This window comes from Streptomyces lonarensis (genome assembly GCF_012033735.1).
Taxonomy (GTDB): domain Bacteria; phylum Actinomycetota; class Actinomycetes; order Streptomycetales; family Streptomycetaceae; genus Streptomyces; species Streptomyces lonarensis.
Window position 1 is genome coordinate 22132 of the sequence record NZ_JAAVJD010000002.1, and the last position, 25427, is coordinate 47558.

Sequence of the window (25427 nt, forward strand, 5' to 3'; positions counted from 1 at the left end):
AGAGGATGGAAGAGCCGGTTGTGTGGTCTTGCTCGCATCCCGGCGAGCCGAATCCCTCGGCCCAGAGGTGCACGCGCTTGATCACTCGACGAGCGTGATCGGGCCATCAGGAATCCGGCCTTCGACATACCCCCGGAGAAGAGGGCCGAGCTCACGCGGATGCACGTCGAACTCTGCAGCCTCGACGGTTGAGAGCGGATGCCAGATGTAGTCGGCTTTGAAACCGTGGGTGGCCTGGGGTCGGAGAATGAGCGAGTGGATCTTGTCTCGGCGCACAATGAAGATGCGTACTGCTTCCGTCGGCTCCTTGTTCTTGGCAAGGGGTGCGAAGTGGCCAACCACCGGAGTGGGGGCGAGGAAGCAGTGCGTGAAAAGAGAGTCGTGAACGTGCACTATCGACGATCTGGAGGGCCGCAGACGGATGACCCGCGCCCTCACTGGGCGCCAGGTCGTCTGACCGTGACGACGGCACAGCAAAACACGCTCGTCGTCGTCGATCACGACCAGCGCTGTGGAGTTCTTGCTCCGAAGGGCCTGTCTCATGTGCCGAGAATCGGTCAGCGCTTGTATCTCGGCCACCACTGGGTTTCCAGGCGAATGAAACCGATAAGGCGGACTGGTTCCCTGAGTTGAAGCGGAGCGATGCAACAGCTTCCTGGTGGGCTGCGCTCAGACCCTGGCCCGAACCCACTGCATCACAGAGGTGCCGGTGCTCGGCAGAGAGCGAAGGGGCGTGCGCATCAGAGTCGATGTCGACGGGCTGAGTCACCGCACCTGACCAGTGCAGATGGCCTTGGCGTTCCCGGATCACCCTCGGTGCGTTTCGGCCGCGATGCGCGCACCCGCTGTGATCTGCGGCGGAACACTTCCGATCAAGCCCCCCTACGAGGGGTAGCAACAGGAGCTGGAGGAAGTCGGCACGGTCTTCCGCAAGGGTCCTCATCGCCCCTACGAGGGGTAGCAACGGTCGGACGCGGCGTCCTTCCCGCAGCGGATCGTCACCGGTCCTCATCGCCCCTACGAGGGGTAGCAACCCGGTGAGGGCGGGGACGTCAACGTGCTTGACGTCTTGTCCTCATCGCCCCTACGAGGGGTAGCAACCCGGCCGAGCCAACAGCCAGCGCGATGAAGAGCAGTCCTCATCGCCCCTACGAGGGGTAGCAACACGGAGACGATCCCGCCGCAGGGGCAGAGCTTCCGGGTCCTCATCGCCCCTACGAGGGGTAGCAACGTGACGGCGACGGAGACGCCAGCGGACTTGCCGCTGGTCCTCATCGCCCCTACGAGGGGTAGCAACCAGATGTGCCCGAGGACATCCGAGAGGATCAGGGCGGTGGTCCTCATCGCCCCTACGAGGGGTAGCAACGCGCCCGTCGATCATGCACCGTGCGGTGCCTGCGGTCCTCATCGCCCCTACGAGGGATAGCAGCCCGCCGAGGGCAGGCCGCCGGTTCACGGCGCCAGGCTCTGGGCCTTTTCGGCAGACAGGTGAAGCGCGTTGCCCCGGAGGCACGTGGCTCGTTCACCGGTCATGAAGAAGATCATCGCCTCTGCCGCACTTGCCGTGGGAAGCCTCGCCCTTGCTGCACCGGCCCACGCGGACAACGATTCCAACTTCGGTGAGGGTGTCAACGCCGCCAACAATTGGAACTTCACTGCGGCGGCTGTCTGCCTGCAGGAGGTAGCAGTCGTCCCCGTTCTGGGGGACTACGTAAGTGACCACGTCAACAACTGCTCGAACGGAAACGTCATCGACCACTCGGGGCGGTGACGCCGTGCCTCCGGTTCGAGAGCCGAGCCTGCCTCGGGCCGGAGGCCCCGGTCAGCCGGGTCGGCGTAGCCCGCTGTCAGCGCGCCGACGCTCCCGCCAGGTCTCGTCCAGGTGGGCACTCGACGAGTCGGAGACGGGCCGAGGCCCAGGACAACGGCCCCGGGCGCCAACTGGCCCGGGGGGCGTCGAGCACCTGGGCCGGTCCGGGGCCGCACCGCCAACGGGCAAGCCCAGCCATCGCTGACCGGCGTCCCAATCGCGCGGCGACTGTCCTGCACTGCGGCGCAGTCACGGCGCACCACCGCCAGCCCCGGAGACGCGAGCAACCCAGTGATCGAGCTGGGTCTCGACCTCGGAGGTCGAGGTGATGCCCGCAGCCGGGAGGCTCCCGGCGTCGTCGAGGTCGGCAATGACGTCCACGTCGGCCCAGCCGCCCCGGAACAGCACGATCGACAGCTCCGCCTCGTCCGGGCCGGTGACGACGATGCCGAGCGAGTCGGGGTCATGGACTCGCTCCCTGTCGGTGTGGTGCGGCTGAGGCCACGGCGCCGCCCCGTCGCGCCAGGTGAGCTGGCCCACCTCCAGCCCGGCCGAGGTCCAGGCTTCGGCCCGTTGGGCCAGCAGGGCGGCCACCGCATCGAGATCGACAACGTGGTCCATGGGTGAAGGATCGTCTCCCTGCTCAGTTGGCCCGGGAGCTGCGGGTCAGGGGCGTGTGGTGCGGCAGGGGCCTGCCTGTCTGCTCTTCCGCGCAGGCGCGGAGCGTCGCGAGGAGGATGCCTCCGGGGTAGGTGTCGAACGACGGATGGCGCCATCGGTAGTAGCACGACCAGTAGCTGACCACTCGCCGTTCGGTCCGGGCGAAGAAGGCCGGGTTGCTCGCGATGAACTCGCCGTAGAGGCGGCGCTGCGGCGAGCCGGGGGTGGCGAGGCCGGGCAGACCCCGGCCGATCGCCTCGACGATCTCCAGCACGTACTCACCAACGAGTCGGATCACGTACGGGACGACACACGGTTCGTCAGAGGTCAGGATCTGCTCCACGTGCCGCTGGCGCACGTAGCCGTCGCCGTGCCGCGTGTACAGGCAGTGCAGCACCAGCCGTTCCGAGGGCGTCAGCGCCTGGAGGGCAGCGGGCCCCGGTTCGTCTGCGTTGAAGCGTTCCGGGACGACGAGGACTTCGCCTCGTACGTCGACGGTGAACGACTGGTTCGCCGGGTACCGGTCCGGTGGTACCGCCTCCAGCACCCGCGCGACGTCACCGGCCAGCCGGGTGGGGAAGGCCGCCGGCCAATTGGCTTCGGGGCGCAATGCCCGCGGGGCGTCGTTCATTGCGGCATCGTAGGCCGCGCGACGGCCCTGGCAGGTCGCGCCGGAGGGGCTGTCCCGGTCACGCCGTACGGCGGTTGGCGGTGACGAGGAAGAGCCAGGTGCCGGTGAGGCCGAGGATGAGCAGCGGGATGTCGGCGCCGGCGAGGGCGAAGAGCGCCGCGGCGGCGAACAGGCGCAGGGCGACGGCGCGGGCGAGGCGGGGTGTGGTGTCGGCGGCGGGGGTGGGGGCGGTCTGCATGGTCGTCACCTTTCTGCGGATTTCTGCGGAGGGCGGCAGCGGTCCGGCGGTCGGGAGAAGGGTGGTCGGGGCTCGGGGACGGGGGTCGGTGGTGGTCAGGCGGCGAGGAAGTAGAGGGTCGTGGTGGTGGCGGCGACGGTGAGGATCGAGCCCTTCAGCAGACGCGCCGAGAGCCGGCGGGCGAGGTGGGCGCCAGCCCAACCCCCGGCGACGGCGCCGCCGAGCATGCCGAGGAGCAGCGGCAGGTTGCCGCGGACGTCGGGCACGAAGACGAACAGGGCCGCCGCGCCGAGGTAGATGGCAGCGAGCTGGACCAGCCGCATCGGGTTGCCCGCCGCCGCGTCGAGGCGGAGGCCGACGCTCCACAGCGCCATCATCAGGATGCCGACGGCACCGCCGAAGTACCCGCCGTACAGGGCGAGGACGAACTGTCCGGCGAGTACGGCCCGCGGCCCGAGCACGGCGTCCTCCCCCACTGCCCGTGCCATGAGCCGAGAGAGTCGGCCGCCGAAGGCGAGCAGCAGTGTGGCGAAGAGCAGCAGCCACGGCAGGGCCGCGTCGAACGACTCGGACGGCAGCGCCAGCAACAGCGCCGCGCCGAGTGCGCCGCCGACGACGCTGACGGTGGTCAGCGCCCGGGTGGAGGTGCCGCCGAGCGGGGCGGCGTCGCGGCGGGCGACCCAGGCGGAGGCGACCGCGCCGGGCGCGAGTGCGATGCGTGAGACCGCGTTCGCGGCGACCGGCGGCACGCCGAACGCCACCAGCGCGGGCAGTGCGACAAAGGTGCCGCCGCCCCCGATGGCGTTCAGTGTGCCGGAAGCCACACCGACGAGAACGATCACCACGATGTCGTACACATACCGATCATTGCTGGCAGAGCCGGGCGGCACAATGCGTAATCCCCGAAGCCAGACTTAGGCCACAACAGAGGCTGAGCGGCGTAGGCTGTCCGGCGTGCGCTACGACCTGGACGACCTGCGGCTCTTCCTGCACACCGTGACGGAGGGGTCGATCACCGCCGGTGCAGCCCGGCTGCGGCTGAGCCTGCCCTCGGCCAGCGCCCGCATCCGCGCGTTGGAGCACCACGCGGGGGTGACGCTGCTGGTGCGGGGGCGCCGGGGCGTGCGGCCGACCCCGGCGGGTGCGACGTTGGCGCGTCACGCCCGCGAGGTGCTGGACCGCGCCGCGCTGCTGGAGAGCGCCGTGGGCAGCTACGTGCGGCCGGACACCGCGCCGCTGCGGCTGCTGGCGGGCGGCTCCGCAATGCACCACCTGGTGCCGCGCGCCCTGGCCTCGTTCCTCAGCGTCCATCCGCACATCGACGTGGCGGTCTCGGAGAGCCGGACGCCGCTCACGGTGCGGCGGTTGGCCGCCGGGGAGGCCGACCTGGGTGTGATCCTCAACGACGGCGCGCACGACGACGAGTTGCGGACGGAGTCGCTGGGCGACGACTCGCTGGTGGTCATCGGGCAGCGCGGCGGCACGCTCTCGGGACGCACCGCCGTCTCCTACGAGGAGGTGGCGGAACATCCGCTCGTGGGGCTGAACGCCGAGTCGTCGCTGCGGCTGTGGATCGAGGCGCGTCTCGGGGAGCACGCCCCTGCGGTGCGCTACCGGACGACGGTCGCCGGGCCGGGGGTGGTGGTGGAGCTGGCGGCGGCCGGGGTGGGGCTGGCGATCGTGCCGCGCCGCACGTTCGACCCGGACCAGCCGTTGGACGTCTGCGAACTGCTGGAGCCGTGGGCGTCGCGCGAGCACCTGCTGGCGTGGGGCGCCGGTCCGGTGGCGGACTCGGCGGAGATCGCCGCGCTGGCCGACCACATCCGCCGCGCCACCCGCTCCCGCCGCCCGCACTCCCCCGAGCCGCCGCCCGGACCGGGCACTGCTGGCTGAGCGGGCGAGCGGCGGCCGACTGAGCGGACCGGACCGCGCCGCCGGGCCGCTCACCGGGTACAAGCGCCGCGCATCAGTGCCGCGTATCAGCGCCGGGCCCCGGCGCCGGCCTCAGCGGCGGGGTGCGGGCTCCAGCAGGTCCCAGCGGTTGCCGTACAGGTCGCGGAAGACGGCGACCGTCCCGTACGGCTCGTACCGCGGCTCCTCCTCGAAGGCCACGCCGGCCGCCAGCAGCCGCGCGTGGTCGCGTGCGAAGTCGTCGGTGTGGAGGAACAGCGCGACCCGGCCGCCCGTCTGGTCGCCGACCCTCTCCCGCTGGCCGCGGTCGGCCGCCTCCGCCAGCAGCAGTCCGGTCGCCGCGCCGGGCGGCGCGACGACCACCCAGCGCTTGCCGTCCCCGAGCGGGGTGTCCTCGCGCAGGTCGAACCCGAGCCGCCGCACGTAGAAGTCGATCGCCGGGGCGTAGGAGTCGACCACGACGGTGACCAGCGCGAGATGCCGGGGCACCCGGAGCTCGGACGTCCCCGCCGGCCGCAGGCCCGCCCCCGTGGGCCGCCGCGCCGCCCCCTCGGCTTCCGCGGGGCCGCGACGGTGGGCGAAGAGTCTGTGGAAGAACCACGAGGCGGCGACCACTCCCACCGCCCATACGGCGCCTTCGGCCAACGCCAACGGCAGCGAGACCTCACCGGTCATGTCCGCCAGCATGGGCCTCGTGGAGAAGATGACGAACAGGATCGCCGCGTTGATCGCGACCCAACGCTCCTTGTACGTAAGCTTTTTCATCGCCGACGAGACTATCGGGGCGCGCCGGGGCACCTTGGATGACGGACAACCAGGCAGCGAACGGCCGGAGTTCGGCCGCGCACCGGTCAGGCGGCGGCGCGGGCCAGGTGGCGGTTGCGGAACTGGTTGGCGGCGCGGGCGCCGAACGCGATGCCGGGCACGAGGAAGAACAGCACGTTGACCGAGTCGCCGCCGCTGCTCGCCCAGAGCGTGATCAGCATCAGGGTGGCGATCACGCTGACGGCGACACCGATGGCGATCTCGGCCCACCAGTTGCGCACCGGGTAAGCACGTCGGGACATTGCGGTCTCCCCATCCAGGCGGGCACGGAGCGGCACACGGCGGCGGTCCCGGAGCGGACACGGGCCCCCACCTGCCGTGAATGCGCCGACCATAGCAACGCCCCGCGCACTCCGCCCACCTGGACCCCGGCAGGGCGGCCCGGACGGCGGGGCCGGGGCTCGAACGGCCCAGTCCGGCCCCGCCTGCGGACGTCCCGCGTCAGGCCGCCGGGACGTGGCGTTCGGCCGGGCCGGTGTAGGCGCCGAGCGGGCGGATGAGGGTGTTGCCCTCGGACTGCTCGACGATGTGCGCGGTCCAGCCGGTGATGCGGCTCATCACGAAGATCGGCGTGAAGACGGGGATGTCGAACCCCATCAGGTGGTAGGCGAGACCGGCCGGGTAGTCCAGGTTGGGGTGGATGCCCTTCCGCTCGACCATCGCCGTCCGCAGCGCGGTGTGAAGGGTGGCGAGCCGGGTGGTCTCCGGGGAGCCGTCGGCGGCGATGAGCCGGTCCAGTGCCTCCTGCATCAGCGGCACCCGGGAGTCGCCGTGCTTGTAGACGCGGTGCCCGAACCCCATGATCTTCCGCTTGGCGGCGAGGGCGTCGGTGAGCCAGGCGTCGGCGGCGGCGGGGTCGCCGATCTCGTTGAGCATGTGCATCACCGCCTCGTTGGCGCCGCCGTGCAGGGGGCCCTTGAGGGCGCCGACGGCGGCGGTGACCGCGCTGTGCAGGTCGGAGAGGGTCGAGGTGACGACGCGGGCGGTGAACGTCGAGGCGTTGAAGCTGTGTTCGGCATAGAGGATCAGCGAGATCTCGAAGCAGCGCACCACCTCGGGTGCAGGCACCTCGCCGAAGCACATGTGGAAGAAGTTTTCCGCCAGGCCGAGCGACGGGTCGGGCTGGATCGGGTCCAGGCCGCGCCGCCGCCGCTGGTCGGCGGCGACCACGGTCGGCAGCTTCGCCAGCAGCGCCAGCGCCTTGGTGCGGTTGGCCGCCGGGGAGCCGTCGTCCTCGGTGGGGTCCTCGGCGCCGAGGAAGCTGACGGCGGTCCGCAGCACGTCCATCGGGTGGCAGGTCTCGGGCAGCCGGGCGACGATCTCGGCGGTGGTGCGGTCCAGCGGGCGCATCGCGCGCTCGCGGGCCTCGAACTCGCGGAGCTGGCCGGCGTCGGGGAGTTCGCCGTTCCACAGCAGATGGGCGACCTCCTCGAAGGAGCGCGAGGCGGCGAGTTCCTGCACTGGGTAGCCGCGGTACGTCAGGGAGTTGCTGGCCTCAATGACGGTGGAGATGCCGGTGGTGTCCACGACGACCCCGGCCAGGCCGCGGTGGATGTCGGCGGCCGCGGGCCGGTCGGTGCCGGGCGGCGGGGTGGTTGCGGCGGTCATGGCGGTACCTCCGGGTGCGGTCGGGCGGTGCGGGAGTCGGGGTGCGTGCTGGGTGCGTGCGGTGCCGTGCGGGCCCCGAGGGTGCGGCGCGGGCCGGGGTGCGGCGGGCCGGTTGCGGGGTCGCCCGGAGCCGGCGGGGCGCCGGGGGCGCCGCGGCCGGTGCGGGGAGTGGGTGAGGTGCGGAGTGGGGTGGAGGAGGGCCGCTCGGGGGCGCCGGGTGAGGCGGCGCCCCCGAGGGGCCGTTCGTGGTCCGGTCGGCCGCGCGCCGCGCGAGGGCGGTCGGCTCCGGCCTGGAGTGGGTCAGGTGCCGGGCGGCAGGGTGAAGTCGTGGACGCTGCCGTCGAAGGCGGCGTACTCCTCGTACCCCAGCAGTTCGTACAGCCGGAAGCGGGTCTGCATCCGCTCCAGCAGCGCACGCTGGTGCCCGTCGGCGGCCAGGGTGCGCAGCCCGTCCTCAACCGCGCCCATGGCGAGCCGCAGCAGCGTCACCGGGTAGAGCGCGATGTTGTAGCCGAGGTTCTCCAGAGTGGCGGCGTCGAGCAGGGCGCTCTTGCCGAACTCCGTCATGTTGGCGAGCAGCGGCACGTCGACCGCGGCGCGGAACGCCTCGAACTCCTTCTCGTCGGCGAGTGCTTCGGGGAAGACGGCGTCGGCGCCGGCGTCGACGTACGCCCTGGCGCGGTCGATCGCCGCGTCGAGCCCCTCGACGGCGCGGGCGTCGGTCCGCGCCATCAGCAGGAAGTCCGGGTCGCGGCGGGCGTCCACGGCGGCCTTGATCTTCCGCACCATCTCCTCGGCGGGGACGACCGTCTTGCCGTCGAGGTGGCCGCAGCGCTTGGGGTTGACCTGGTCCTCCAGGTGCAGCCCGGCGAGCCCCGCGTCCTCGATCAGCTGGACGGTGCGGGCGGCGTTCATCGGCTCGCCGAACCCGGTGTCGGCGTCGACGAAGGCCGGCAGGTCGGTGACGCGGGTGATCTGTTGGGCGCGGGTAGCGACCTCGGTGGAGGTCGTCAGCCCGATGTCGGGCAGTCCCAGGTCGGCGGCGAGGACCGCGCCGGAGAGGTACACCGCGTCGAAGCCGGTCTCCTGGATCAGCTTCGCCGACAGCGGGTTGACCGCCCCGGGCACCCGCAGCAGCCGGCCGGACGCCAGCGCCTCGCGGAAGGCGCGGCGCCGTTCGGCGGGGGTGGTCCGGGTGTGCAGCATCTAGAACAGTCCCTTCGGGAGTTCGGCGTCGGACCGGGCGAGGGCGACGTCGTCGGAGACGGGGAACAGCGCGTCCAGACCGCGGGCGTCCAGCTCCGGCAGGCTCTCGGCGGCGGCGAGGAACACCCGCTGGGCGCCCGGCTCGACGACGCCCTCGGCGAGGGTGCGGAACTTCGCCGCGTACTGCTCACGGGCGAACGGCCGCGCACCGGCCGGGTGGGCGTCGGCGACCGCCAGCTCCTGCTCCACCACGCGCCCGTCGGTGAAGGTCACCACGGCCCGGCCGCCGAACGCGCGCTTCTCCGGGTCCGGGTGGTGGTACCGGGTGGTCCACTCGGCGTCCTCGACGGTGCTGATGCGGCGCCACAGCGCCACGGTGTCGGCGCGGCGGGCGCGCTCGGGGGCGTAGGAGTGCTCGTGGTGCCAGCCGCCGTCCTGGAGCGCCACGGCGAGGATGTAGGGGACGGAGTGGTCGAGGGTCTCGCGGCTCGCCTCGGGGTCGTACTTCTGCGGGTCGCCCGAGCCGGAGCCGATGACCTGGTGGGTGTGGTGGCTGGTGTGCAGCACCACCGACTCGATGTCCTCGGCGAACCGGTCGACCGGGCCGAGCTTCTCCCGCAGCGAGCGGGCGAGGTCGATGACGGCCTGCGCCTGGTACTCGGCCGAGTGCTCCTTGGTGTAGGTGTCGAGGATGGCGCGGCGCGGCTCACCCGGCGCGGGCAGCGAGACCGTCCACTCGGCGTCCTTGCCGTCCAGCATCCAGGCGAGGTAGCCGTCCTCGCCCTCGTAGATGGGGGACGGCGCGCCCTCGCCGCGCATCGCCCGGTCGACCGCCTCGATGGCGGCCTTGCCGGCGTAGGCGGGGGCGAACGCCTTCCAGCTGGAGATCTCGCCCTTGCGGGACTGCCGGGTTGCGGTCGTGGTGTGCACGGCCTGCTGGACCGCCTGGTAGACGACCTCGGTGTCCAGCTTCAGCATCGCGCCCAGGCCGCAGGCGGTGGCGGCGGAGAGGTGCGCGACGTGGTCGATGCGGTGGGCGTGCAGGCAGATGGCGCGCACCAGCGCGACGTGGACCTCGTAGGCGGCGATGACGCCGCGCAGCAGGTCGGCGCCGGAGCGGCCGGTGTGCTGGGCGACGGCCAGCAGCGGCGGGATGTTGTCGCCGGGGTGGGAGTAGTCCGCGGCGAGGAAGGTGTCGTGGAAGTCCAGCTCGCGGACGGCGGTGCCGTTGGCCCAGGCGGCCCACTCGGGGGCGACGCGGAAGTCGGAGCCGGTGCCGAAGACGGTGGCGCCGGCGCCGCCGCCGGTCACCGGATGCGCGGTGGCCTGGGCGCGGGCCACGGCGACGGGGCGGCGGCGCAGCGAGGCCATCGCCACGGCGGCGTTGTCGATCACCCGGTTGATCGCCATGGCGGCGGACTCGGCGTCGATCTCGGCGGCCGAGGTTCCGGTCGCCACGGCGGCGAGCTTCCACGCCAGCTGCTCCTCACGGGGCAGGTGCGAGGCGCTGGGGTGGACTCGGACTCGGTGGTCGATCACGCGGTCTCCTCGACGGTACGCGACAGCACGGTACACACCCGAGGATTCCCCGCGACGGCGGGCGCCGCCACCGCTCCAGGCTGCGGAATCCGCACCGCGTGGCGCTGCGAAACGGCGAACTTTGCGAAAGATGCGGATGGTAGTTTCGCAAGTGTCCGCCGCTCGGGCGGGCGGGCCCGGGCGGGTGTGCGGTGGCTCACCGCGCGCGTCCCGGAGCGGGCGCGGCCGTCGCGCCACCGGGCGCGCGGGCGGCATCGGCGTGGACGGTCGGCCCGGTCGGCGTCGGGCCGGTCGGCGGCGAGCCTGTCTGCGTCGGGTCGGTCGGCGTCGGGCCGAGGACCGGCGCGCGGCGCCGCGGGCGTCGGCCACGGGAGACCGACGACGGACGACGGGGAGAGGACGGGAGCGGCGATGACGGCAGCGGAACCGGCGGGCCGAGGGCGCGGGCGGAAGGTCTGGGCCCACGCCCGGCTGCGGCGACTACGACGCGAGCACGGCCTCAACCAGGTGGAACTCGCCCGGCGGCTCGGCATCTCCACCAGCTACCTCAACCAGATCGAGCACAGCCAGCGCCCGCTCACCGCACCCGTGCTGCTGCGAATCTCCGAAGTCCTCGGCGTGGAGCCGGAGTTCTTCTCCGGCGCCGACGAGGAGCGGCTCGCGACCGACCTGCGGACCGCCCTGGGCGACGAGGCGTGCGACGCGGACCTCCCCACCGAGGAGATCAGCGAGGCGGTCCGCGACCACCCCGCGCTGGCGCGCGCGCTGGTGACGCTGCACCGCCGCTACCGCGACGCCGCCGAGCAGGCCGCCGCCCTCGCCGACCGTTCCGGCGCCCCGGCGCCGGAACCGACCGCCGCCGAACCGCACGACCAGGTACGCGACTTCTTCTACGCCCACCACAACCACTTCGCCGCGCTCGACGCGGCGGCCGAGCGGCAGGCCGCCGACCTCGCCCCCTACCCCGGCCGCGCCCCCGACGCCCTGGACGCGCACCTGGCGCAGCACCACGGCGTCCGCGTGGTCACCACCGCTCCGCGGGCCGGCGGGCCGCCCGGCGCACCCACCGACGCGCGGCGCTACGACCCGGACAGCCGCGTCCTGCACCTCTCGCCGTGGCTGACCGACGGGCAGCGCGCTTTCCAACTGGCCACCCAGCTCGGTCTGCTGGAGCAGCAGGAGCTGCTGCACCAGCTGTCCGACTCCGCCTCGCCGACCTCGCCGACCTCGCCGACCTCGCCGCAGTCCCGCGCCCTGGCCCGCATCGGCCTGGCGACGTACTTCGCGGGCGCCCTGCTGATGCCGTACACGGCGTTCCACCGCGACGCCGAACAGCTGCGGTACGACATCGAGTTGCTCCAGACCAGGTACGGCGTCGGCTTCGAGACCGTCTGCCACCGGCTCTCCACGCTCCAGCGGCCCGGGCTGCGCGGCGTGCCGTTCTCCTTCCTGCGGGTGGACCGCGCGGGCAACATCTCCAAGCGGCAGTCGGCCACCGACTTCCACTTCTCGCGCCTGGGCGGCACCTGTCCGCTCTGGACGGTCTACGAGGCGTTCTCCACCCCCGGCAGGGTCCTGCCGCAGGTGGCGGAAATGCCCGACGGCAAGCGGCACTTCTGGATCGCACGGACCGTGACCCGCGGCGGCTGGGGGCACCGCGCGGCGCGCGCGACGTTCGCGGTGGCGCTGGGATGCGAACTGCGGCACGCGCACCGGTTGATCTACTCCGACGGCATCGCGCTGGACGACCCGCGTGCCGCGACGCCCATCGGGCTGGGGTGCCGCAGCTGCGAGCGGCGGGACTGCGCGCAGCGCGCCCGGCCGCCGGCCGCGGGAGCGCTGGCGATCGACCCCGATCGGCGGTCGTTCGTGCCGTACCCGGTGACCGAGACGCGCCCCTGACGACGGCGGGGCGCCGGTGGGCCGGGCGCCGGACGGGCGAGCGGCGTGGTCGGTCCGCGCGCAAAGCGGGCATACGGCGTGGTCGGCGCACGTGCCGATGGCCGGTCGAGGGCCCTTGGGAGGGGGCTGATTGGCGGCGGGGCAGGGGGGCGGGGCTACCGTGCGCGGCGATCGGCCGTTTCCCGGCCACCGCTCAGTAGGAGTTCACATGGCAGTGTCCCCGCCCGACTTCGCGCAGATCCTGGCGCCCGGCACCGTGCACCCCGTCTTCGAGGACGGTACGACGCTCCGGGTGCGTGAGCTGCCCGGCGTGCCGCTGTCGCTGCCGTCCGGACGGCTGATCGCGATGGAGCCGTTCTCCGCGGGCATGGGCGACGCCGAGGAGTTGGCGTTCACCGACACCGTGGCGCCCGGTACCTACCCCGTGGTGCTCTCCCTGGTGGACGTGTACGAGCCCGACGGTTCCTTCACCGGCGACAGCCGGGTGGCGGCTGCCCGGCTGGTGGTGAGCGAGGAGCCGGTGGAGCGCTGGGAGCTGGCGCTCTCCGCCGGTCAGGACCTCGGCGACCTGGAGGACGACGAGTTCTACGGCTACCCGGTCGACGGCGGCACCGGCTCGTTCATGGACGTCGAGACGTTCCACTCCATCGGCGACCAGGACTTCGGCGACCGCGTGCTCTCGGCCATGTTCCCGGGCGCGGACGAGGAGCCGGCCGGCGAGCCGCCGGAGCCGGCGGACGACCCGGTGACGCTGCCCGTCGGTGAGGACGAGCACGCGGTCGTGGCGTTCTCCACCGGCTGGGGCGACGGCGCCTACGCCACGTGGACGGGGCGGGCCGCCGACGGCTCCATCGCCTGCTTCCTCACCGACTTCAGCACCATGGACGAGGACAGCGACGAGGACGAGGACGAGGACAGCGAGGACGGGGAGCCCGTCGCGGAGGCGCAGCAGTCGCACGCGACCGCCTCGGCCTGACAGCCGCGCGGCCCGCGCCAGGGGCCGGCCCGCCACGGCGGGCGGCCCCTGGCGCGGGTGCTGGTCCGCCCGTGCCGCACCCGAGGCCACCGCCGCGGCCGCCGCTCAGCCGACGTCGGGGGCGGGCAGCGTCAGCATCTGAGGTGCCGTGCCCCAGAGCTGCACCTCGACGGTGTCCAGCCGTTGGTCGCAGTCGACGGAGAGCGCCGCGCTGCCCCCTGACAGGACGGCGACGAAGCCGTCCTCGTCCGCACAGGCCAGCGGCACCCCGCGGGCCAGCGCGATCCGCAGCGGGACCACGGCGGCGCCGGTGTGGCGGTAGTGGCGGAACAGCAGCGTCACGGACTGCTCGGGGTCGTTGCCCGGGTGCAGCCCCGCAACGGGGCCGCCGCCGTGGGAGGGGAGCCAGACCGAGGGGCCCGGGTCCCCGAGCGCGGTGAGGCTGAACTCGCCGTCCGCGCCGGGCCGCTCCCAACTCCGGGAGACGCGCGTCGTCGCCGCGGGCGACAGCCAGCGCAGTTCGGGGTCCTCGCCGGTCAGCTTCCGGTACCGGCCCGCCAGCGTCCGGCGGAGCCGGCGGCGCTCCGCGTCGGCGGAGCGGTCCCGCCGTCGGCCGCCGAAGTCGGCCTGCCGTGTCCCGCTCATCTGACGCCCGCCCGCGACCGGCACCACCAGGCCGTTCCGCACGCCGGTCCACCGTGTGTGCCGCGCGGACCGCGCGACCCCCACCCACCCGAGAACACCATGCGTGGCTCCCCTCTCACAGCACGTCACGTACCCGCGCGAGGGGCGGGGTAAGAACTGATGACCGGTGGCGCGGGACCGATCGCCCGCACCGCAAGAGATTACGGCGCCTTTGCCGCGTCCGGCGGCGCAAGGGGCCCGGTGGGACGACTCTCACATTCCACACTACTTCGGCCGGGCGCCCCGGGGGACCCCCGCACTCCACCGGGAACCGCGGCCGACCGATGGGACGTCGCACCCGGGAGAGGTGTTCGGCTCGCCGCCGACCAGCGGTGAACCCGACCAACCCGGCAGCGCGATAGCCGAACGTGATTCAGCGAACCGCATGCGTGACCGATGTTGGTAGGTTCATCTCACACCATGACACCGGCGCCGGTCCTGCCGGCGCGGCCGACGAACAGGGGTGGGGAGATGCGCGGTACCGCGCGAAGGACCGGACGCGGGCGGGGTGGCGGCGGGCGAGGGGTGCGCACGGCGGCCGTCTGCCTCGCGGGGGCGCTGGCGCTCGCCGGGTGCAGCGGCGACGGCGGGGCGTCGGACGACGCCCGGGGGGAGCCGTCCGCGGGTGGGGAGGAACCGCCGGCCGACACCCGGGTCTCCGCGGAGTTCGCCGCCGACCCGACGCTGACGCTCTCCGAGCACTACGCCGGATCGGTGCGTGCCGTCCTCGACGCCGACACCGCGTACGTCAGCGACCACGGCGGGCTGACCGCCTACGCGCTGACCGACGGGTCCGAGCGTTTCCGGGTCGAACCCGCAGCGCCCGGTGTCGACGCCTACGAACCGGACGACATCCCGGAGAACGAGAGCGGCCGGCAGTGGTTCACCACCGGCCTGGCCAACCTCCCGCAGCCGCAGCTCACCGAGGTCGACGGGGTGGAGGTCCTCCTCGCCGCCCACCTCGTCGAGGCGGACGGCAACGGCGTGCGCGGTTCCCTCATGGCCGTCGACGCGGCGAGCGGCGAGGAACTGTGGAGTCTGGAACTCGACCCGGAACACTGGCGGAGCGACCCGTCCAGTCCCACGCTGGCGCTCAGCACGGCGCACGACGGACACGTGGTCGTCACCAGCACCAACGGGGACTATCTCCATGAGCAGCCTCCCGTCACCCTCGAACGCCACGTCGTGGACCTCGCGGCCGGAGAGGTCGTGCGGGAGCTGGAGGACACCCTCATCGGACACGTCGACGGCGTCGTCTACACCGCGGTCGGCTCCGACGGGATCATCGGGGGAACGCTGGTCGCCGCCGACGCCGCCGACGGCGAGGTGCTCTGGGAGCTCGACGTCCCCGACCAGGGCTCCGCCGTCATCGGCCCGTGGCTGCTCCTCACCGACTGGGACGGGCTGACACAGGGCGACGGACAACTGCTCCGGCTCTCCGACCGCGAGGTCGTCCTCGACCGCGGGGAAGGGCCCGACGCGGCCCGCGGCTGCACCCACGACGACGCATCCGCGGTGACGGCCTGCACGCTGGAGAACGAGCTGATCGGCATCGACGCCGACGGCGCGATCATCTGGAGCATCCCCACCGACGGCGGCTGGGTCAGCCTGGAGCCGGGCAACGGCTACCTGTACGGCCGGCCCGACGGCACCCCGCTGGCGATCGACGCGGCGACCGGTGAGATCGCGGCGGAGTTCGACCGCGGCCCGGAGGTGGTCGGCCCCGCCGGCGTGCTCCAGCGCGACGGGACCACCCTCACCTTCCACGCCTTCTCGTAACGGCCCACGCCCGCCGCGGCCCCTGACGCCGAACGGCCGGTGGGGTCGGGCACTCCGCCCGACCCACCGGCCGTTCACGACCACGCCGCGCCACCCGGGGGCGGCGCCCGCCGTCAGAGCGCCGCGCGCGCCTCCGCGACCAGCGCGGCGACCCGCTGCGCCGCCTCCGCCAGCGGCAGCTCCTCCGCCTCGCCGCCGGCACGGGAGGCGAACTCCACGACGCCGTTGGCCAGTCCGCGGCGGCCGATGGTGATCCGGTAGGGGATACCGACCAGTTCGATGTCGGAGAACTTCACGCCGGGACGCTCGTCACGGTCGTCGAGCACCGTGTCGACCCCGGCCTCCCGCAGCGCCTCGTACAGCTCGCCGGCGGTCTTCTTGATCTCGTCGTCCTTGCCGATCGGCACGACCGCCACCTCGAACGGCGCCACCGAGACGGGCCAGAGGATGCCCTTCTCGTCGTGGTGCGCCTCCACGATCGCGGCGATGCCGCGCTCGATGCCGATGCCGTAGCAGCCCATGATCGGCATGACGCTCTTGCCGTCGGGGCCGAGCACCGTGAGGTCGAGCGCCTCGGAGTACTTGTAGCCGAGCTTGAAGATGTGCCCGACCTCGACCGAGTTCATCACCGACAGCGGCTTCCCGCAGGTGGGGCAGGGCTCGCCCGCGGTGATCTCCCGCAGGTCGGCCCAGCGGCCGACGCTGATGTCGCGCGCCACGTCCACACCGCGGACATGGACGCCGTCGCGGTTGGCGCCGGTCGCCATGTTGGTGCGGCCGCGCAGCGCCTCGTCCGCGACGACCGGCAGGTCGGTCACCCCGACCGCGCCGAGGCTGCCCGGGGAGGCACCGAGCGCGGCCCGGATCTCCTCGACCTGCGCCGGGCGGGCCTCGACCGCGCCGGTGGCGTCCGACAGCTTCTGCTCCACCAGGCTGTGGTCGCCGCGCAGCAGCACCAGGGTCAGCTCGCCGTCGAGCACGTAGACCAGCGTCTTCACCTGCCGCTCACCGGGCAGGTCGTGGTCGCGCGCCAGATCGTCGATGGTGCGCACGTCGGGGGTGTCGAACGGCTCCGGCGCGGCGGTGGCGGCGGGCTCGTCGGTGATCTTCGCCAGGGTGGAGGTCGCCTTCTCCACGTTGGCGGCGTAGCCGCAGCCCTGGCAGTGGACGACCAGGTCCTCACCGGCGGCGGTCTCCGTCATGAACTCGACCGAGGCCGAGCCGCCCATCGAGCCGCTGGACGCCTCGACGCCGATCGCGGGGATGCCGAGCCGGGCGAAGATCCGCTCGTAGGCGGCGCGGTGCAGCTCGAAGGAACGGTCCAGGCCGGCCTCGTCGAGGTCGAAGCTGTAGGAGTCCTTCATCGTGAACTCGCGGACGCGCAGCAGACCGCTCTTGGGGCGGGGCTCGTCCCGGAACTTGGTGTGGAGCTGGTACCACATCTGCGGCAGCTGCTTGTAGGAGGCGAGCCCCTGCGCCGCGAAGGTCGTGAAGATCTCCTCGTGCGTCATGCCCAGCACGAGGTCGGCGCCCTTGCGGTCCTTGAGGTGGAACATCTCCTCGCCCATGACCTCCAGACGGCCCGAGCGCTCCCAGATCTCCGCCGGGTGCATGGTGGGCATGGCCCACTCCTGCGCGCCGATGCGGTTCATCTCCTCGCGGACGATCCGGCTGACCCGCTCCCGCACCCGGACGGCCAGCGGCAGCAGCGCGTAGTGGCCGGCCGACAGCTGCCGGACGAAACCGGCGCGGACCAGCAGCCGGTGGCTGGCGGCCTCCGCGTCCGCGGGGTCGTCACGCAGGGTGGGGACGTACAGCTGGGACCAGCGCATGGGAACTCTCTTCGTCGAAGCAGTGGCGGGCGCGGGCCGGCACGGCCCGGGAACCGGACTCGCCCCGCCACGCACCTGACGGCGCCCACCGCCGCGGCCGGTGCCCGTCGCGCGGTCCAGGGGGCCGGGGCGGGTCCGGACGGTGGCAAGCCACCCCGATCGTACCGAGCGACCCACCCCCTCCCCCACCGCTTTCACCCGAGGTGGCGTCCGTACGCCCGGGCGGTGGTCAGCGGACGATGGTCTGCACTTCCTGCACCTGGACGGACTGCGAGGAGCCGAACTCACCCGAAGGAAGATCACCGCCGCTGCCGTCCCCGCCCCCACCGAACGCGTCACCTGCGGCCACACCACCGGAGCGGCCCGGCGACAGAAGGCGCGGCCGCCGCTCACCGTCCGAGGGTTGCAGGGCGCACCGGGCCCGCACCACGGAGAGGCACTCAGTGGACGGCGGTCCGCACCACCTGTGCGCGGACGTACGGGCAGGCAACGGCCTCACCCGCCTGGAGCGGGGTGCTCATCCGACGTCCCGCCGGCAGCGCGTACTCAACGAGACTGCCGCACGCAGCACGCCTCACCGACATTCGCTCCCGCCGGACTCGACGGAAAGTGACACGATCTGCCAGACGCCCCCTTCGGTCCGTTCGAGCCTGGATGCGTACAGGAACTGCTCGTCGTCCTCCGGGAACCTGTCACCGGACTCGACCTCGACCATGAACGCATCACGGAAATCGGCACAATAGGCTGCCGTCGCCACCCCTTCCTCCCGAAGGGTCACCGACCTGTTGTAGTACTTCGTCCTGCCACTGATGCTGTAACCCTCGTCGTGGAATCGCGAAACGAAATCGAGGGAGGCGATCAGTCCCTCCCCTGTTGCGTAGAAACCCAACGCCGGGCGATCGACCGACCCGCTGGTGATCGCTTCGTCCACGGCCCAGATGTACTGCTCCTGATCGGCAAGGACAGCGAGCTCATCGGGGTCGTCGGTGTCGACCGGCTCGAACACCTTCTCCAGATCGTCCGGAACATCGATCCCAGGGCGGACCATGTCGCCGTCCCGAGCGTCAGCGGCGACGTCCGTGTCGCCTTCCGACACCTCCGGCTCCTCGCCCTCCGGCTCCTCCGACGGCGCCGGGTACTGGAGACCCGAGATGTTGTCGTCAGACTCGGATCCCCCACCCGAGCACGACGTCAGCAGCAAGCCAGCAGTCGTCGCAACGGCGACAGGCAGAACCAGACGATGCTTCACAGCAAGAACTCTCCCCCGACAAGTCGTGACCAGCAGACCCACGTTGCCGAACGCTACCGATCCACGACCCGACGGACCACACGCGCCCCGCACCCGCCGTCAGTCCCCGCAGCGGAGGTCCCCACCGGCATGCCGACGGCGCCGCGGCATCGCGCTCGAACTGTGCCCCGACGGCGTCACCGCCGCACTGGTCGCCGAATCAGAAGTCCGGGGCAGGGCGAGGGAGACGTCAACGGATCAAGCGCACTTCCCCGCGCCGTCCTCCAGTGAGTAATCGACGGTCTGCCAGACTTCGGCCTCGTTGCGCTCCAACCGTGAGGTGTACAAGCCCTGCCGCTCGCCCTCCGGGAACCGCTCGCCCGACTCAAGGTCCACCATGGAGGAGTTCCGCCAGTCGACACAGTACGACGACGTGGCCGCCCCGTCTCCTCGCAGAGTGACCCTGCGGTCGTAGTAGCGCACGGTTCCCGAGACCGTGTATCCGTCATCGTGAAAACTCGAGATGTAGTCGAGAGCCGTCAGGTAGCCCTCCCCATCGCTGTAGAAGGCGAGCGCCGGGCGATCGACCGACCCGCTGGTGATCGCTTCGTCCACCGCCCAGATGTACTGCTCCTGATCGGCAAGGACAGCGAGCTGGTCGGGGTCGTCGGTGTCGACCGGCTCGAACACCTTCTCCAGATCGTCCGGAACATCGATCTCCGGGCGGGCCACGTCGCCGTCCGCGGGCCCGGAAGCGTCTTCTCCGTCGCCCTCCAGTGTGCCCGGCTCACCCTCTTCCGACGGCGACGGCGACGGCGACGGCGACGACATATCCGCGGCGTCGCCGGCCGGCTCGCGCTCCTCGGCTGAGCACGACGACAACAGCAACCCGGCCATTGCTGCAACGACAACGGACAGGGCCAAGTGGCGCTTCATGCGGACTCCCCCCAGCAGGACAACCGGCAGCGGCACGATGGAGCGGCGTCACCACACGCTACCGACCGGCCACCCGCGGGCTCGCACGCGCCCCTGGTCGAACGCGTCGCAACTCCTCGTCTCACGACCGCGACCCCACCGGGGCACTCACGGCATCGAAGGCTGTACGACTTCCCGACCGGACGCATCAGCCCGGAATCCGACTCCCGGCCGACGCGTCCGCTCCGTGAACGACGTCTCACGCACTACGAGAACGTTGCCGCGCTCCTCAGTCGCATGCCTCACCACCGGACGCGGCGCGCCAGGCCTCGACCTGCCAGACCCCGGAATCGTTGAGCACCTGCCGGAACGAGTAGAGACCCTGCTCGTCGCCGTCAGGAAACTCTTCCCCGGTCTCCACGTCGACCGAATAGGCGTGGGAGAAGTCGACGCAGTAGGAAGACGTCGCTACTCTCTCGTCACGCAACGTCACAGACCTGTTGTAGTACCGAGTGGCTCCAGCGACGCGATAGCCGTCCTCATGGAAACCCGTCACGAGCTCCAAGGCGTCGGCATAGCCTTCGCCCGTCGCGTAGAAGTCAAGGGCGGGGCCCACTTCCCCGGCAGCAATCGCCGCGTCCACCGCAGAGGCGTACTGCGCCTGGTCGGCGAGGACGGCACGTTCCGTCGGGTCGTCCGTGTCGACGTCCTCGAACTCCTTCGTCATGTCGCCCGGAAGTTCGATCTTCGGCCGGTCGACGTCTTCGGCAGAGTAACCCTCGTCGCCTTCCGCGTCCTCCGACTCCCGTTCTTTCGACATGTCGTCCTCCGACGGCGACGAGACCTCTGCCCCCTTGACGTCGTCGGCCGCCCCGGAGCCCCCACCCGAGCACGCCGACAGCAGCAATCCAGCGGTCGTCGCAACGGCAACAGACAGAACCAGACGACTCTTCATACCGGGAACTCCCCCACCTACCCGAACAAATGAACAACGGAACAACGGAACAACGTCACGACACGCTACCGATACGCACTGTGCACGCCCGACGCCGGGCAGGCCACAGGATGCCCAGGGGCGCTGAGGACATCGTTGAGGAGGCTGGGGCGCCAACCACGCCTCCGGCGGCATAGTTCGTTCGCTCCGGCGGGCAGGTCTGCACGCAGGGCGCTACGAACGGCCGCACCGGCCTCCGATCCTCCAGCTCACAGGCGGCGCCGCATGGCCCGCATGCCGCCTCATGGGCAGGCGCCGTCCTCGGATGTTGTCGACGTCTCCGAGACCGTCTGCCAGACGTCTGCCTCATTGCGTTCCGCACGCGTGGTGACAAGAGCGCGCACGTCGCCCTCGGGGAACCGTTCTCCGGAGTCGAGCTCCTCCATGTGCGACTCGCTGTAGTCGAGGCAGGTGGAGGTGGTGGCCACGCCCTCGTCCCGCAGCGTCACAGTGCGGTTGTAGTAGCGGATCGACCCGCCGACGGTGTAGCCGTCCTCGTGAAAGGTGCCCACGTACTGGAGTGCATTGAGGTGAGCGATGTCGTCGGCGTAGAAGGACAGGGCTGGACGTTCACTGTCCCCGCTGGTGATGGCCTCGTCCACCGCCCAGAAGTACTGCTCCTGATCGGCGAGCACCGCGAGCTCGTCGGGGTCGTCGGTGTCGACCGGCTCGAACTCCTTCTCCAGATCGTCCGGAACAACGATCTCCGGACGGTCGATGTCGCCGCCCGGGGACCCGGAGGCGTTCTCCGCGTCGTCCTCCAGTTCGCCCACATCACCCCGTTCGTCGTCCTCCGACGGCACCGGGGACTGCACTCCCGCGGCGGCGCCGGCCGGCTCAGACTTCCCGCCCGAGCACGACGACAACAGCGACCCGGCCGCTGCCGCGGCAACAACCGACAGAACCAGACGACGCTTCATACCGAGAGATCCCCCATCAGCACAACCGGCACAAACAACTACGGAACAGACGACCGATGTCGTAGCACGGCAACGTCGCCCACCACGACCCAGAACGCATGACTTATGTGCGTTCACTCCGAGACACAGAGGTCACCGCCCGACGTGACAGTCCACCCGACCACCTGCCACGTCCCATCGCCGTTCAGTTCGTGACTCAACGCATACCGTCCTTGTTCCGCGCCCTGCGGGGTCTGCTCACCTGTCTGGAGCTCGACCGAGTAGCTACGAGAGAAGTCAACGCACGCGGACGATGTCGCGCTGCCGTCCCTTCCCAACGTCACGGCACGGTCGTAATACCGGATCGGGCCTCCGATGCGGTAACCCCTATCCGCGTACCGTTCCACGAGCTCCAGGGCACTGATGTAGGCCTCGCCGCCCGCGTAGAAGTCCAGAGCGGCGCCCACTTCGCCCTCTGCCACTGCTCCATCCACAGCAGCGACGAACCGCTCCTGATCGGCCAGGACGGCACGTTCGTCGGAGTCGTCGGTATCGACGTCCTCGAACTCCTTGGTCATGTCATCCGGGAGCGCGATCTCCGGGCGGTCGATGCCGTCGTCCGGGTCGTCGTCGGAGTCGTCCGGCTCCTCAGGCTCATCGCCCTCCGGCACCTCCGACGGCGGCGCGGACTGCGCGCCCGCAACGTCGTCGTCCGGCTCGGAGCCCCCACCCGAGCACGACGTCAACAGCAACGCGGCCATCGCAGCAGCAACGGCAGGCGGGACAAAGTGACGCTTCACAACAAGTACTCCCCCGACAACACGACAACAGAGCAGCAGGGCCGAGGCACGCGAAAGCGCCAACGTACCCATCAGTGGACGATGGCGTGCACTTCCTGCACGTGGACGGTCTGGGACGAGCCATACCAACATGCTCATACACCAACTCAGCCAACACCCGCACATCCGGAATACCGGACATACTCGTGGGCGGATCGGAGTGCTCCACCCAGAGGTACGACCGCCCCCAGCTGTCCACGGACACCGCTGCAAGAGGCTTCCGCGGAGATACGGCCACCGTCACTACCCCCTGTGATCCGCCCCCGTGAGATCGTTCAAACCGCCTCGGGGCGGAGTCGCCGCCACGCTCGTGAGTCCCCCCAAGGACGACGGTCGCACCGATGAGGGCTCCAACTGACCTCAGACGCATTCGTCAGTCTCCGATGTGGCCGACCACGCTGCGACCTGCCAGACCCCAGAGCCGTTCACCTTGTGAGCGAACACATAGAAGAACGACTGATCACCCTCCGGGTACTTTTCGCCGGACTCGATCTCCAACGAGTAGGAATCAGCGAAATCGGAGCAGTAAGTCGAGGTCGCCGTACCGTCGCCCCCCAGCGAGACCGAACGGTTCAGGTAGCGGAAATCCCCTCCGATGCTGTAACCGTCGTCGCGAAAGTCCGCGACCAGCTCAAGCGCGGTGATGTATCCCTCGCCCTTTGCGTAGAAGTCGAGCGCCTCAATAGCTTCCCCCCTCGTAATGGAAACGTTCAGCGCAGCGACGAATCGCTCCTGGTCGGCGAGGACTGCAAGCTCATCCGGGTCGTCGGTGTCGACGTCCTCGAACTCCTTGGTCATGTCATCCGGGAGTTTGATCTCCGGGCGGTCGATGCCGTCGTCCGGGACGTCCGTGTCGGCTTCGGCTTCCGCGTCGTCCAGCTCGTCGCCCTCCGGCGGTGCCGAGGTCTGTGCGCGCGCAATGTCGTCGTCCGGCTCGGAATCACCGCCCGAGCACGACGTCAGCAGCAGACCGGCCGTCGCCGCGGCGACGGCGGGCAGGACAAGATGACGCTTCATGGCAACTCCCTTGTTGGGTGTGAGTACAGACCTGCGGGACGGAGGCGCACCAAGGTGGCAACGCGCCCATCAGCGGACGATGGTCTGCACTTCCTGCACCTGGACGGGCAGGGAGGAGCCGAACTCACCCGAAGGAAGATCACCGCCGCTGCCGTCGGACCCCTCCCAGCTCACCTCCCACGTCACGGTAGCGCTCAGCTCGTAACCATCCCCACCGTGCGTCGCACGGTGATAGGTGACGCCACACGGCGGCGTCTCACCCTTCCGCGCACTCGTCCACTCCGCGCCGATCACGCCGGCCGACGACACCGCACACCCGCCCGACCCCGCATGAACCGTGGCATCCGCGGTCCCCGCGTCCAGCGAAACCGACACCGGCCGCGCCGTCACCGTCGACGACAGATTCGCGTAACCGTCCAACCGCGCCGTCACCGACACCGGTTCCAATTCCGACGCCGGCAACCACACCCACGTCGCCAGGTTCACCTTCTGCGCATCAGCAGCCGGGTTCACCTCGAAGGAGAGCTCAGGAATATGCACGTGCTCATACGCCAACTCCGCCAGCACCTGGGCGTCGGGGACTCCCGAAACACTCGGCGGCGGATCGGAGTGCTCGACCCAGAGATACGACTCGTCGCTGTAGCACGCCATCGCATCTTCGGTGCCGCGAGCATTCGGATTGGTGTGGACCCCCCACCACGTACCCTCGTCCGCCCGAGCAACGTTGTGATCCTCGTATTTACCCTCCGGCCCGTAGAGCTTCTTGTGGTCCTGCCTCAGGTCGGATGTAAAACCGGGAGCCTCAGTCTTCTCCGCCATTGGCAACACATGACCGGTCCACCACTTCTTGAACTCCTCGGCGGTCCACTTCGGAGCGAAGTAGCAGGCCGGGGGCTCCCACAATGTCTTCACCGGGCTCATCTGACCTGCGCCTGACGCGTCGCCGCCTTCCACAATGACCCCGACGAACGACGCCTCTGCGGAGAGCACGCCCCCATCGTGGCCCGCGGCACTCTCTCTCGACCTGTCGAGAAAGTTATCTGAGGACTGGGCCCAGGCTGCGTGAACGGGAACGCACAGAACTGCAGATACTACGAGAAAAACCCCCGCGCCCCTCAGTCGCACGAGTCACCACCAGAGGCGGCAGTCCAGGAATCGACCTGCCAGACCCCGGCATCGTTGAGCACGTGCCGGAACGAATAGAGGCCCTGCTCATCGCCGTCCGGAAATTCTTCTCCGGTCTCCAGGTCGATCGAATAAGCATCGGAGAAGTCAACACAGTAGGAGGATGTCGCCATGCTATCCTCACGCATCGTCACAGACCTGTTGTAGTAACGAGTGGATCCACCAACTCGATAGCCGTCCTCGTGGAAGCCCGTAACCAGGTCCAGTGCGCTGGCATAGCCTTCGCCGGTCGCATAGAACTCGAGCGCGGGGCCCACTTCTCCGGCAGCGATCGCCTCATCCACAGCTGAGGCGTAGCGGGCCTGATCGGCGAGGACGGCAAGCTCGTCCGGGTCGTCGGTGTCGACGTCCTCGAACTCCTTGGTCATGTCCTCCGGGAGTTCGATCACCGGGCGGTCGATGCCGTCGTCCGGGGCGTCCGTGTCGGCTTCGGCGTCCGCGTCGTCCTCCGGCTCCTCCGGCTCGTCGTCCTCCGGTGGTGCCGAGGTCTGTGCGCCTGCGATGTCGTCGTCCGGCTCGGAGTCCCCGCCGGAGCACGACGTCAGCAGCAGACCGGCCGTCGCCGCGGCGACGACGGGCAGGACAAGGTGGCGCTTCATAGCGGTAACTCCCCCAACAACACGACAACGGAACAGCGGATCGACGTCACAGCACGCTACCGACCCGCGACCCGACCGGCCAGACGCACCCCGTACCGAACGCGTCACAAGCCGCCCACTCCGCCACCAACCCCACCACCAGGACACGCA

25 protein-coding genes and 1 CRISPR repeat array are annotated in these 25427 nt (G+C 70.8%); of the genes, 5 read left to right on the forward strand and 20 right to left on the reverse strand.

Features of this window, described 5'->3' with window-relative positions; genetic code table 11:
- Positions 1–81: 81 nt before the first annotated feature.
- A complete protein-coding gene (locus HCN56_RS00565; RefSeq protein ID WP_167967408.1) occupies positions 82–501 on the reverse strand; it encodes a hypothetical protein in 420 nt (139 codons plus the stop codon).
- Positions 502–935: 434 nt separating this feature from the next.
- Positions 936–1430: direct repeats of the CRISPR family, unit length 30 nt; unit sequence GTCCTCATCGCCCCTACGAGGGGTAGCAAC.
- A gap of 101 nt (positions 1431–1531) precedes the next feature.
- On the opposite strand from HCN56_RS00565, the gene HCN56_RS00570 reads away from it, so the two are divergent.
- Positions 1532–1771: a hypothetical protein gene (locus HCN56_RS00570; protein ID WP_167967409.1), complete on the forward strand. Its 240-nt coding sequence runs from the start codon at positions 1532–1534 to the stop codon at positions 1769–1771.
- 288 nt (positions 1772–2059) lie between these two features.
- Here the strand turns inward: HCN56_RS00570 and HCN56_RS00575 are convergent, their stop codons facing one another.
- The 4 genes from HCN56_RS00575 to HCN56_RS00590 all read right to left on the reverse strand — a co-directional run bounded on the left by HCN56_RS00575 (position 2060) and on the right by HCN56_RS00590 (position 4196).
- Positions 2060–2431 (reverse strand): hypothetical protein, encoded by a 372-nt coding sequence (locus HCN56_RS00575; RefSeq protein ID WP_167967410.1) that lies wholly within the window; start codon positions 2429–2431, stop codon positions 2060–2062.
- 22 nt (positions 2432–2453) lie between these two features.
- Positions 2454–3101: a hypothetical protein gene (locus HCN56_RS00580; RefSeq protein WP_167967411.1), complete on the reverse strand. Its 648-nt coding sequence runs from the start codon at positions 3099–3101 to the stop codon at positions 2454–2456.
- A 58-nt stretch (positions 3102–3159) separates the two neighbouring features.
- The gene (locus HCN56_RS00585) at positions 3160–3339 is read right to left on the reverse strand and encodes a hypothetical protein (RefSeq protein WP_167967412.1); all 180 of its coding nucleotides are present in this window, start codon (positions 3337–3339) and stop codon (positions 3160–3162) included.
- A gap of 95 nt (positions 3340–3434) precedes the next feature.
- Entirely contained in the window at positions 3435–4196 is a 762-nt protein-coding gene (locus tag HCN56_RS00590; protein ID WP_167967413.1) for a TSUP family transporter, read from the reverse strand.
- A 97-nt stretch (positions 4197–4293) separates the two neighbouring features.
- Between HCN56_RS00590 and HCN56_RS00595 the strand changes: the two genes are divergently transcribed.
- Positions 4294–5232 carry a LysR family transcriptional regulator gene (locus HCN56_RS00595; protein ID WP_167967414.1) on the forward strand — a complete coding sequence of 313 codons (939 nt, stop codon included), beginning with the start codon at positions 4294–4296 and terminating at the stop codon, positions 5230–5232.
- Between the two features lie 111 nt (positions 5233–5343).
- On the opposite strand, the gene HCN56_RS00600 is transcribed toward HCN56_RS00595, so the two are convergent.
- The 5 genes from HCN56_RS00600 to HCN56_RS00620 all read right to left on the reverse strand — a co-directional run bounded on the left by HCN56_RS00600 (position 5344) and on the right by HCN56_RS00620 (position 10428).
- Entirely contained in the window at positions 5344–5739 is a 396-nt protein-coding gene (locus HCN56_RS00600) for a VOC family protein (protein WP_312870974.1), read from the reverse strand.
- Between the two features lie 362 nt (positions 5740–6101).
- Positions 6102–6317: a hypothetical protein gene (locus tag HCN56_RS00605; RefSeq protein WP_167967415.1), complete on the reverse strand. Its 216-nt coding sequence runs from the start codon at positions 6315–6317 to the stop codon at positions 6102–6104.
- Between the two features lie 199 nt (positions 6318–6516).
- Positions 6517–7683: a bifunctional 2-methylcitrate synthase/citrate synthase gene (locus tag HCN56_RS00610; RefSeq protein ID WP_167967416.1), complete on the reverse strand. Its 1167-nt coding sequence runs from the start codon at positions 7681–7683 to the stop codon at positions 6517–6519.
- Between the two features lie 300 nt (positions 7684–7983).
- Positions 7984–8889 (reverse strand): methylisocitrate lyase, encoded by a 906-nt coding sequence (prpB, locus tag HCN56_RS00615; protein WP_167967417.1) that lies wholly within the window; start codon positions 8887–8889, stop codon positions 7984–7986.
- Positions 8890–10428, reverse strand: a complete 1539-nt coding sequence (locus HCN56_RS00620) for an MmgE/PrpD family protein (RefSeq protein ID WP_167967418.1) — start codon at positions 10426–10428, stop codon at positions 8890–8892.
- Positions 10429–10839: 411 nt separating this feature from the next.
- Here HCN56_RS00620 and HCN56_RS00625 point away from each other — a divergent pair, with 411 nt between their 5' ends.
- Together HCN56_RS00625 and HCN56_RS00630 are read left to right on the forward strand one after the other, a co-directional pair.
- Entirely contained in the window at positions 10840–12330 is a 1491-nt protein-coding gene (locus tag HCN56_RS00625) for a short-chain fatty acyl-CoA regulator family protein (protein ID WP_167967419.1), read from the forward strand.
- 208 nt (positions 12331–12538) lie between these two features.
- Positions 12539–13306, forward strand: a complete 768-nt coding sequence (locus HCN56_RS00630; protein WP_167967420.1) for a DUF4241 domain-containing protein — start codon at positions 12539–12541, stop codon at positions 13304–13306.
- A gap of 105 nt (positions 13307–13411) precedes the next feature.
- Here the strand turns inward: HCN56_RS00630 and HCN56_RS00635 are convergent, their stop codons facing one another.
- Positions 13412–13993: a hypothetical protein gene (locus HCN56_RS00635; protein ID WP_167967421.1), complete on the reverse strand. Its 582-nt coding sequence runs from the start codon at positions 13991–13993 to the stop codon at positions 13412–13414.
- Positions 13994–14515: 522 nt separating this feature from the next.
- On the opposite strand from HCN56_RS00635, the gene HCN56_RS00640 reads away from it, so the two are divergent.
- Complete coding sequence (locus HCN56_RS00640; protein ID WP_167967422.1) at positions 14516–15769, forward strand: outer membrane protein assembly factor BamB family protein; 1254 nt, start codon at positions 14516–14518, stop codon at positions 15767–15769.
- Positions 15770–15882: 113 nt separating this feature from the next.
- Here the strand turns inward: HCN56_RS00640 and HCN56_RS00645 are convergent, their stop codons facing one another.
- The 9 genes from HCN56_RS00645 to HCN56_RS00685 all read right to left on the reverse strand — a co-directional run bounded on the left by HCN56_RS00645 (position 15883) and on the right by HCN56_RS00685 (position 25277).
- Complete coding sequence (locus HCN56_RS00645; protein WP_167967423.1) at positions 15883–17601, reverse strand: proline--tRNA ligase; 1719 nt, start codon at positions 17599–17601, stop codon at positions 15883–15885.
- A 574-nt stretch (positions 17602–18175) separates the two neighbouring features.
- Entirely contained in the window at positions 18176–18850 is a 675-nt protein-coding gene (locus tag HCN56_RS00650) for a hypothetical protein (RefSeq protein WP_167967424.1), read from the reverse strand.
- A gap of 237 nt (positions 18851–19087) precedes the next feature.
- Positions 19088–19765: a hypothetical protein gene (locus tag HCN56_RS00655; protein ID WP_167967425.1), complete on the reverse strand. Its 678-nt coding sequence runs from the start codon at positions 19763–19765 to the stop codon at positions 19088–19090.
- A 268-nt stretch (positions 19766–20033) separates the two neighbouring features.
- Complete coding sequence (locus tag HCN56_RS00660; protein ID WP_167967426.1) at positions 20034–20699, reverse strand: hypothetical protein; 666 nt, start codon at positions 20697–20699, stop codon at positions 20034–20036.
- Positions 20700–20980: 281 nt separating this feature from the next.
- Entirely contained in the window at positions 20981–21658 is a 678-nt protein-coding gene (locus HCN56_RS00665; RefSeq protein ID WP_167967427.1) for a hypothetical protein, read from the reverse strand.
- A gap of 113 nt (positions 21659–21771) precedes the next feature.
- On the reverse strand, positions 21772–22398 hold the full coding sequence (locus HCN56_RS00670; RefSeq protein ID WP_167967428.1) for a hypothetical protein: 627 nt from the start codon (positions 22396–22398) through the stop codon (positions 21772–21774).
- Between the two features lie 438 nt (positions 22399–22836).
- Positions 22837–23493 carry a hypothetical protein gene (locus HCN56_RS00675; RefSeq protein WP_167967429.1) on the reverse strand — a complete coding sequence of 219 codons (657 nt, stop codon included), beginning with the start codon at positions 23491–23493 and terminating at the stop codon, positions 22837–22839.
- 69 nt (positions 23494–23562) lie between these two features.
- On the reverse strand, positions 23563–24483 hold the full coding sequence (locus tag HCN56_RS00680) for a hypothetical protein (protein WP_167967430.1): 921 nt from the start codon (positions 24481–24483) through the stop codon (positions 23563–23565).
- 125 nt (positions 24484–24608) lie between these two features.
- Entirely contained in the window at positions 24609–25277 is a 669-nt protein-coding gene (locus tag HCN56_RS00685; RefSeq protein ID WP_167967431.1) for a hypothetical protein, read from the reverse strand.
- Positions 25278–25427 lie beyond the last annotated feature (150 nt).

What these genes read in the sequence shown, in the direction of transcription:
- HCN56_RS00625 (WP_167967419.1), top strand. Translation starts at nt 10,840, where the DNA reads ATGACGGCAGCGGAACCGGCGGGCCGAGGGCGCGGGCGGAAGGTCTGG.
- HCN56_RS00630 (WP_167967420.1), top strand. Translation starts at nt 12,539, where the DNA reads ATGGCAGTGTCCCCGCCCGACTTCGCGCAGATCCTGGCGCCCGGCACC.
- HCN56_RS00670 (WP_167967428.1), bottom strand. Translation starts at nt 22,398, where the DNA reads ATGGCCGCGTTGCTGTTGACGTCGTGCTCGGGTGGGGGCTCCGAGCCG.
- HCN56_RS00610 (WP_167967416.1), bottom strand. Translation starts at nt 7,683, where the DNA reads ATGACCGCCGCAACCACCCCGCCGCCCGGCACCGACCGGCCCGCGGCC.
- HCN56_RS00665 (WP_167967427.1), bottom strand. Translation starts at nt 21,658, where the DNA reads ATGAAGCGTCGTCTGGTTCTGTCGGTTGTTGCCGCGGCAGCGGCCGGG.
- HCN56_RS00580 (WP_167967411.1), bottom strand. Translation starts at nt 3,101, where the DNA reads ATGAACGACGCCCCGCGGGCATTGCGCCCCGAAGCCAATTGGCCGGCG.
- HCN56_RS00570 (WP_167967409.1), top strand. Translation starts at nt 1,532, where the DNA reads ATGAAGAAGATCATCGCCTCTGCCGCACTTGCCGTGGGAAGCCTCGCC.
- HCN56_RS00660 (WP_167967426.1), bottom strand. Translation starts at nt 20,699, where the DNA reads ATGAAGAGTCGTCTGGTTCTGTCTGTTGCCGTTGCGACGACCGCTGGA.
- HCN56_RS00655 (WP_167967425.1), bottom strand. Translation starts at nt 19,765, where the DNA reads ATGAAGCGCCACTTGGCCCTGTCCGTTGTCGTTGCAGCAATGGCCGGG.
- HCN56_RS00605 (WP_167967415.1), bottom strand. Translation starts at nt 6,317, where the DNA reads ATGTCCCGACGTGCTTACCCGGTGCGCAACTGGTGGGCCGAGATCGCC.
- HCN56_RS00675 (WP_167967429.1), bottom strand. Translation starts at nt 23,493, where the DNA reads ATGAAGCGTCATCTTGTCCTGCCCGCCGTCGCCGCGGCGACGGCCGGT.
- prpB (WP_167967417.1), bottom strand. Translation starts at nt 8,889, where the DNA reads ATGCTGCACACCCGGACCACCCCCGCCGAACGGCGCCGCGCCTTCCGC.
- HCN56_RS00645 (WP_167967423.1), bottom strand. Translation starts at nt 17,601, where the DNA reads ATGCGCTGGTCCCAGCTGTACGTCCCCACCCTGCGTGACGACCCCGCG.
- HCN56_RS00575 (WP_167967410.1), bottom strand. Translation starts at nt 2,431, where the DNA reads ATGGACCACGTTGTCGATCTCGATGCGGTGGCCGCCCTGCTGGCCCAA.
- HCN56_RS00585 (WP_167967412.1), bottom strand. Translation starts at nt 3,339, where the DNA reads ATGCAGACCGCCCCCACCCCCGCCGCCGACACCACACCCCGCCTCGCC.
- HCN56_RS00685 (WP_167967431.1), bottom strand. Translation starts at nt 25,277, where the DNA reads ATGAAGCGCCACCTTGTCCTGCCCGTCGTCGCCGCGGCGACGGCCGGT.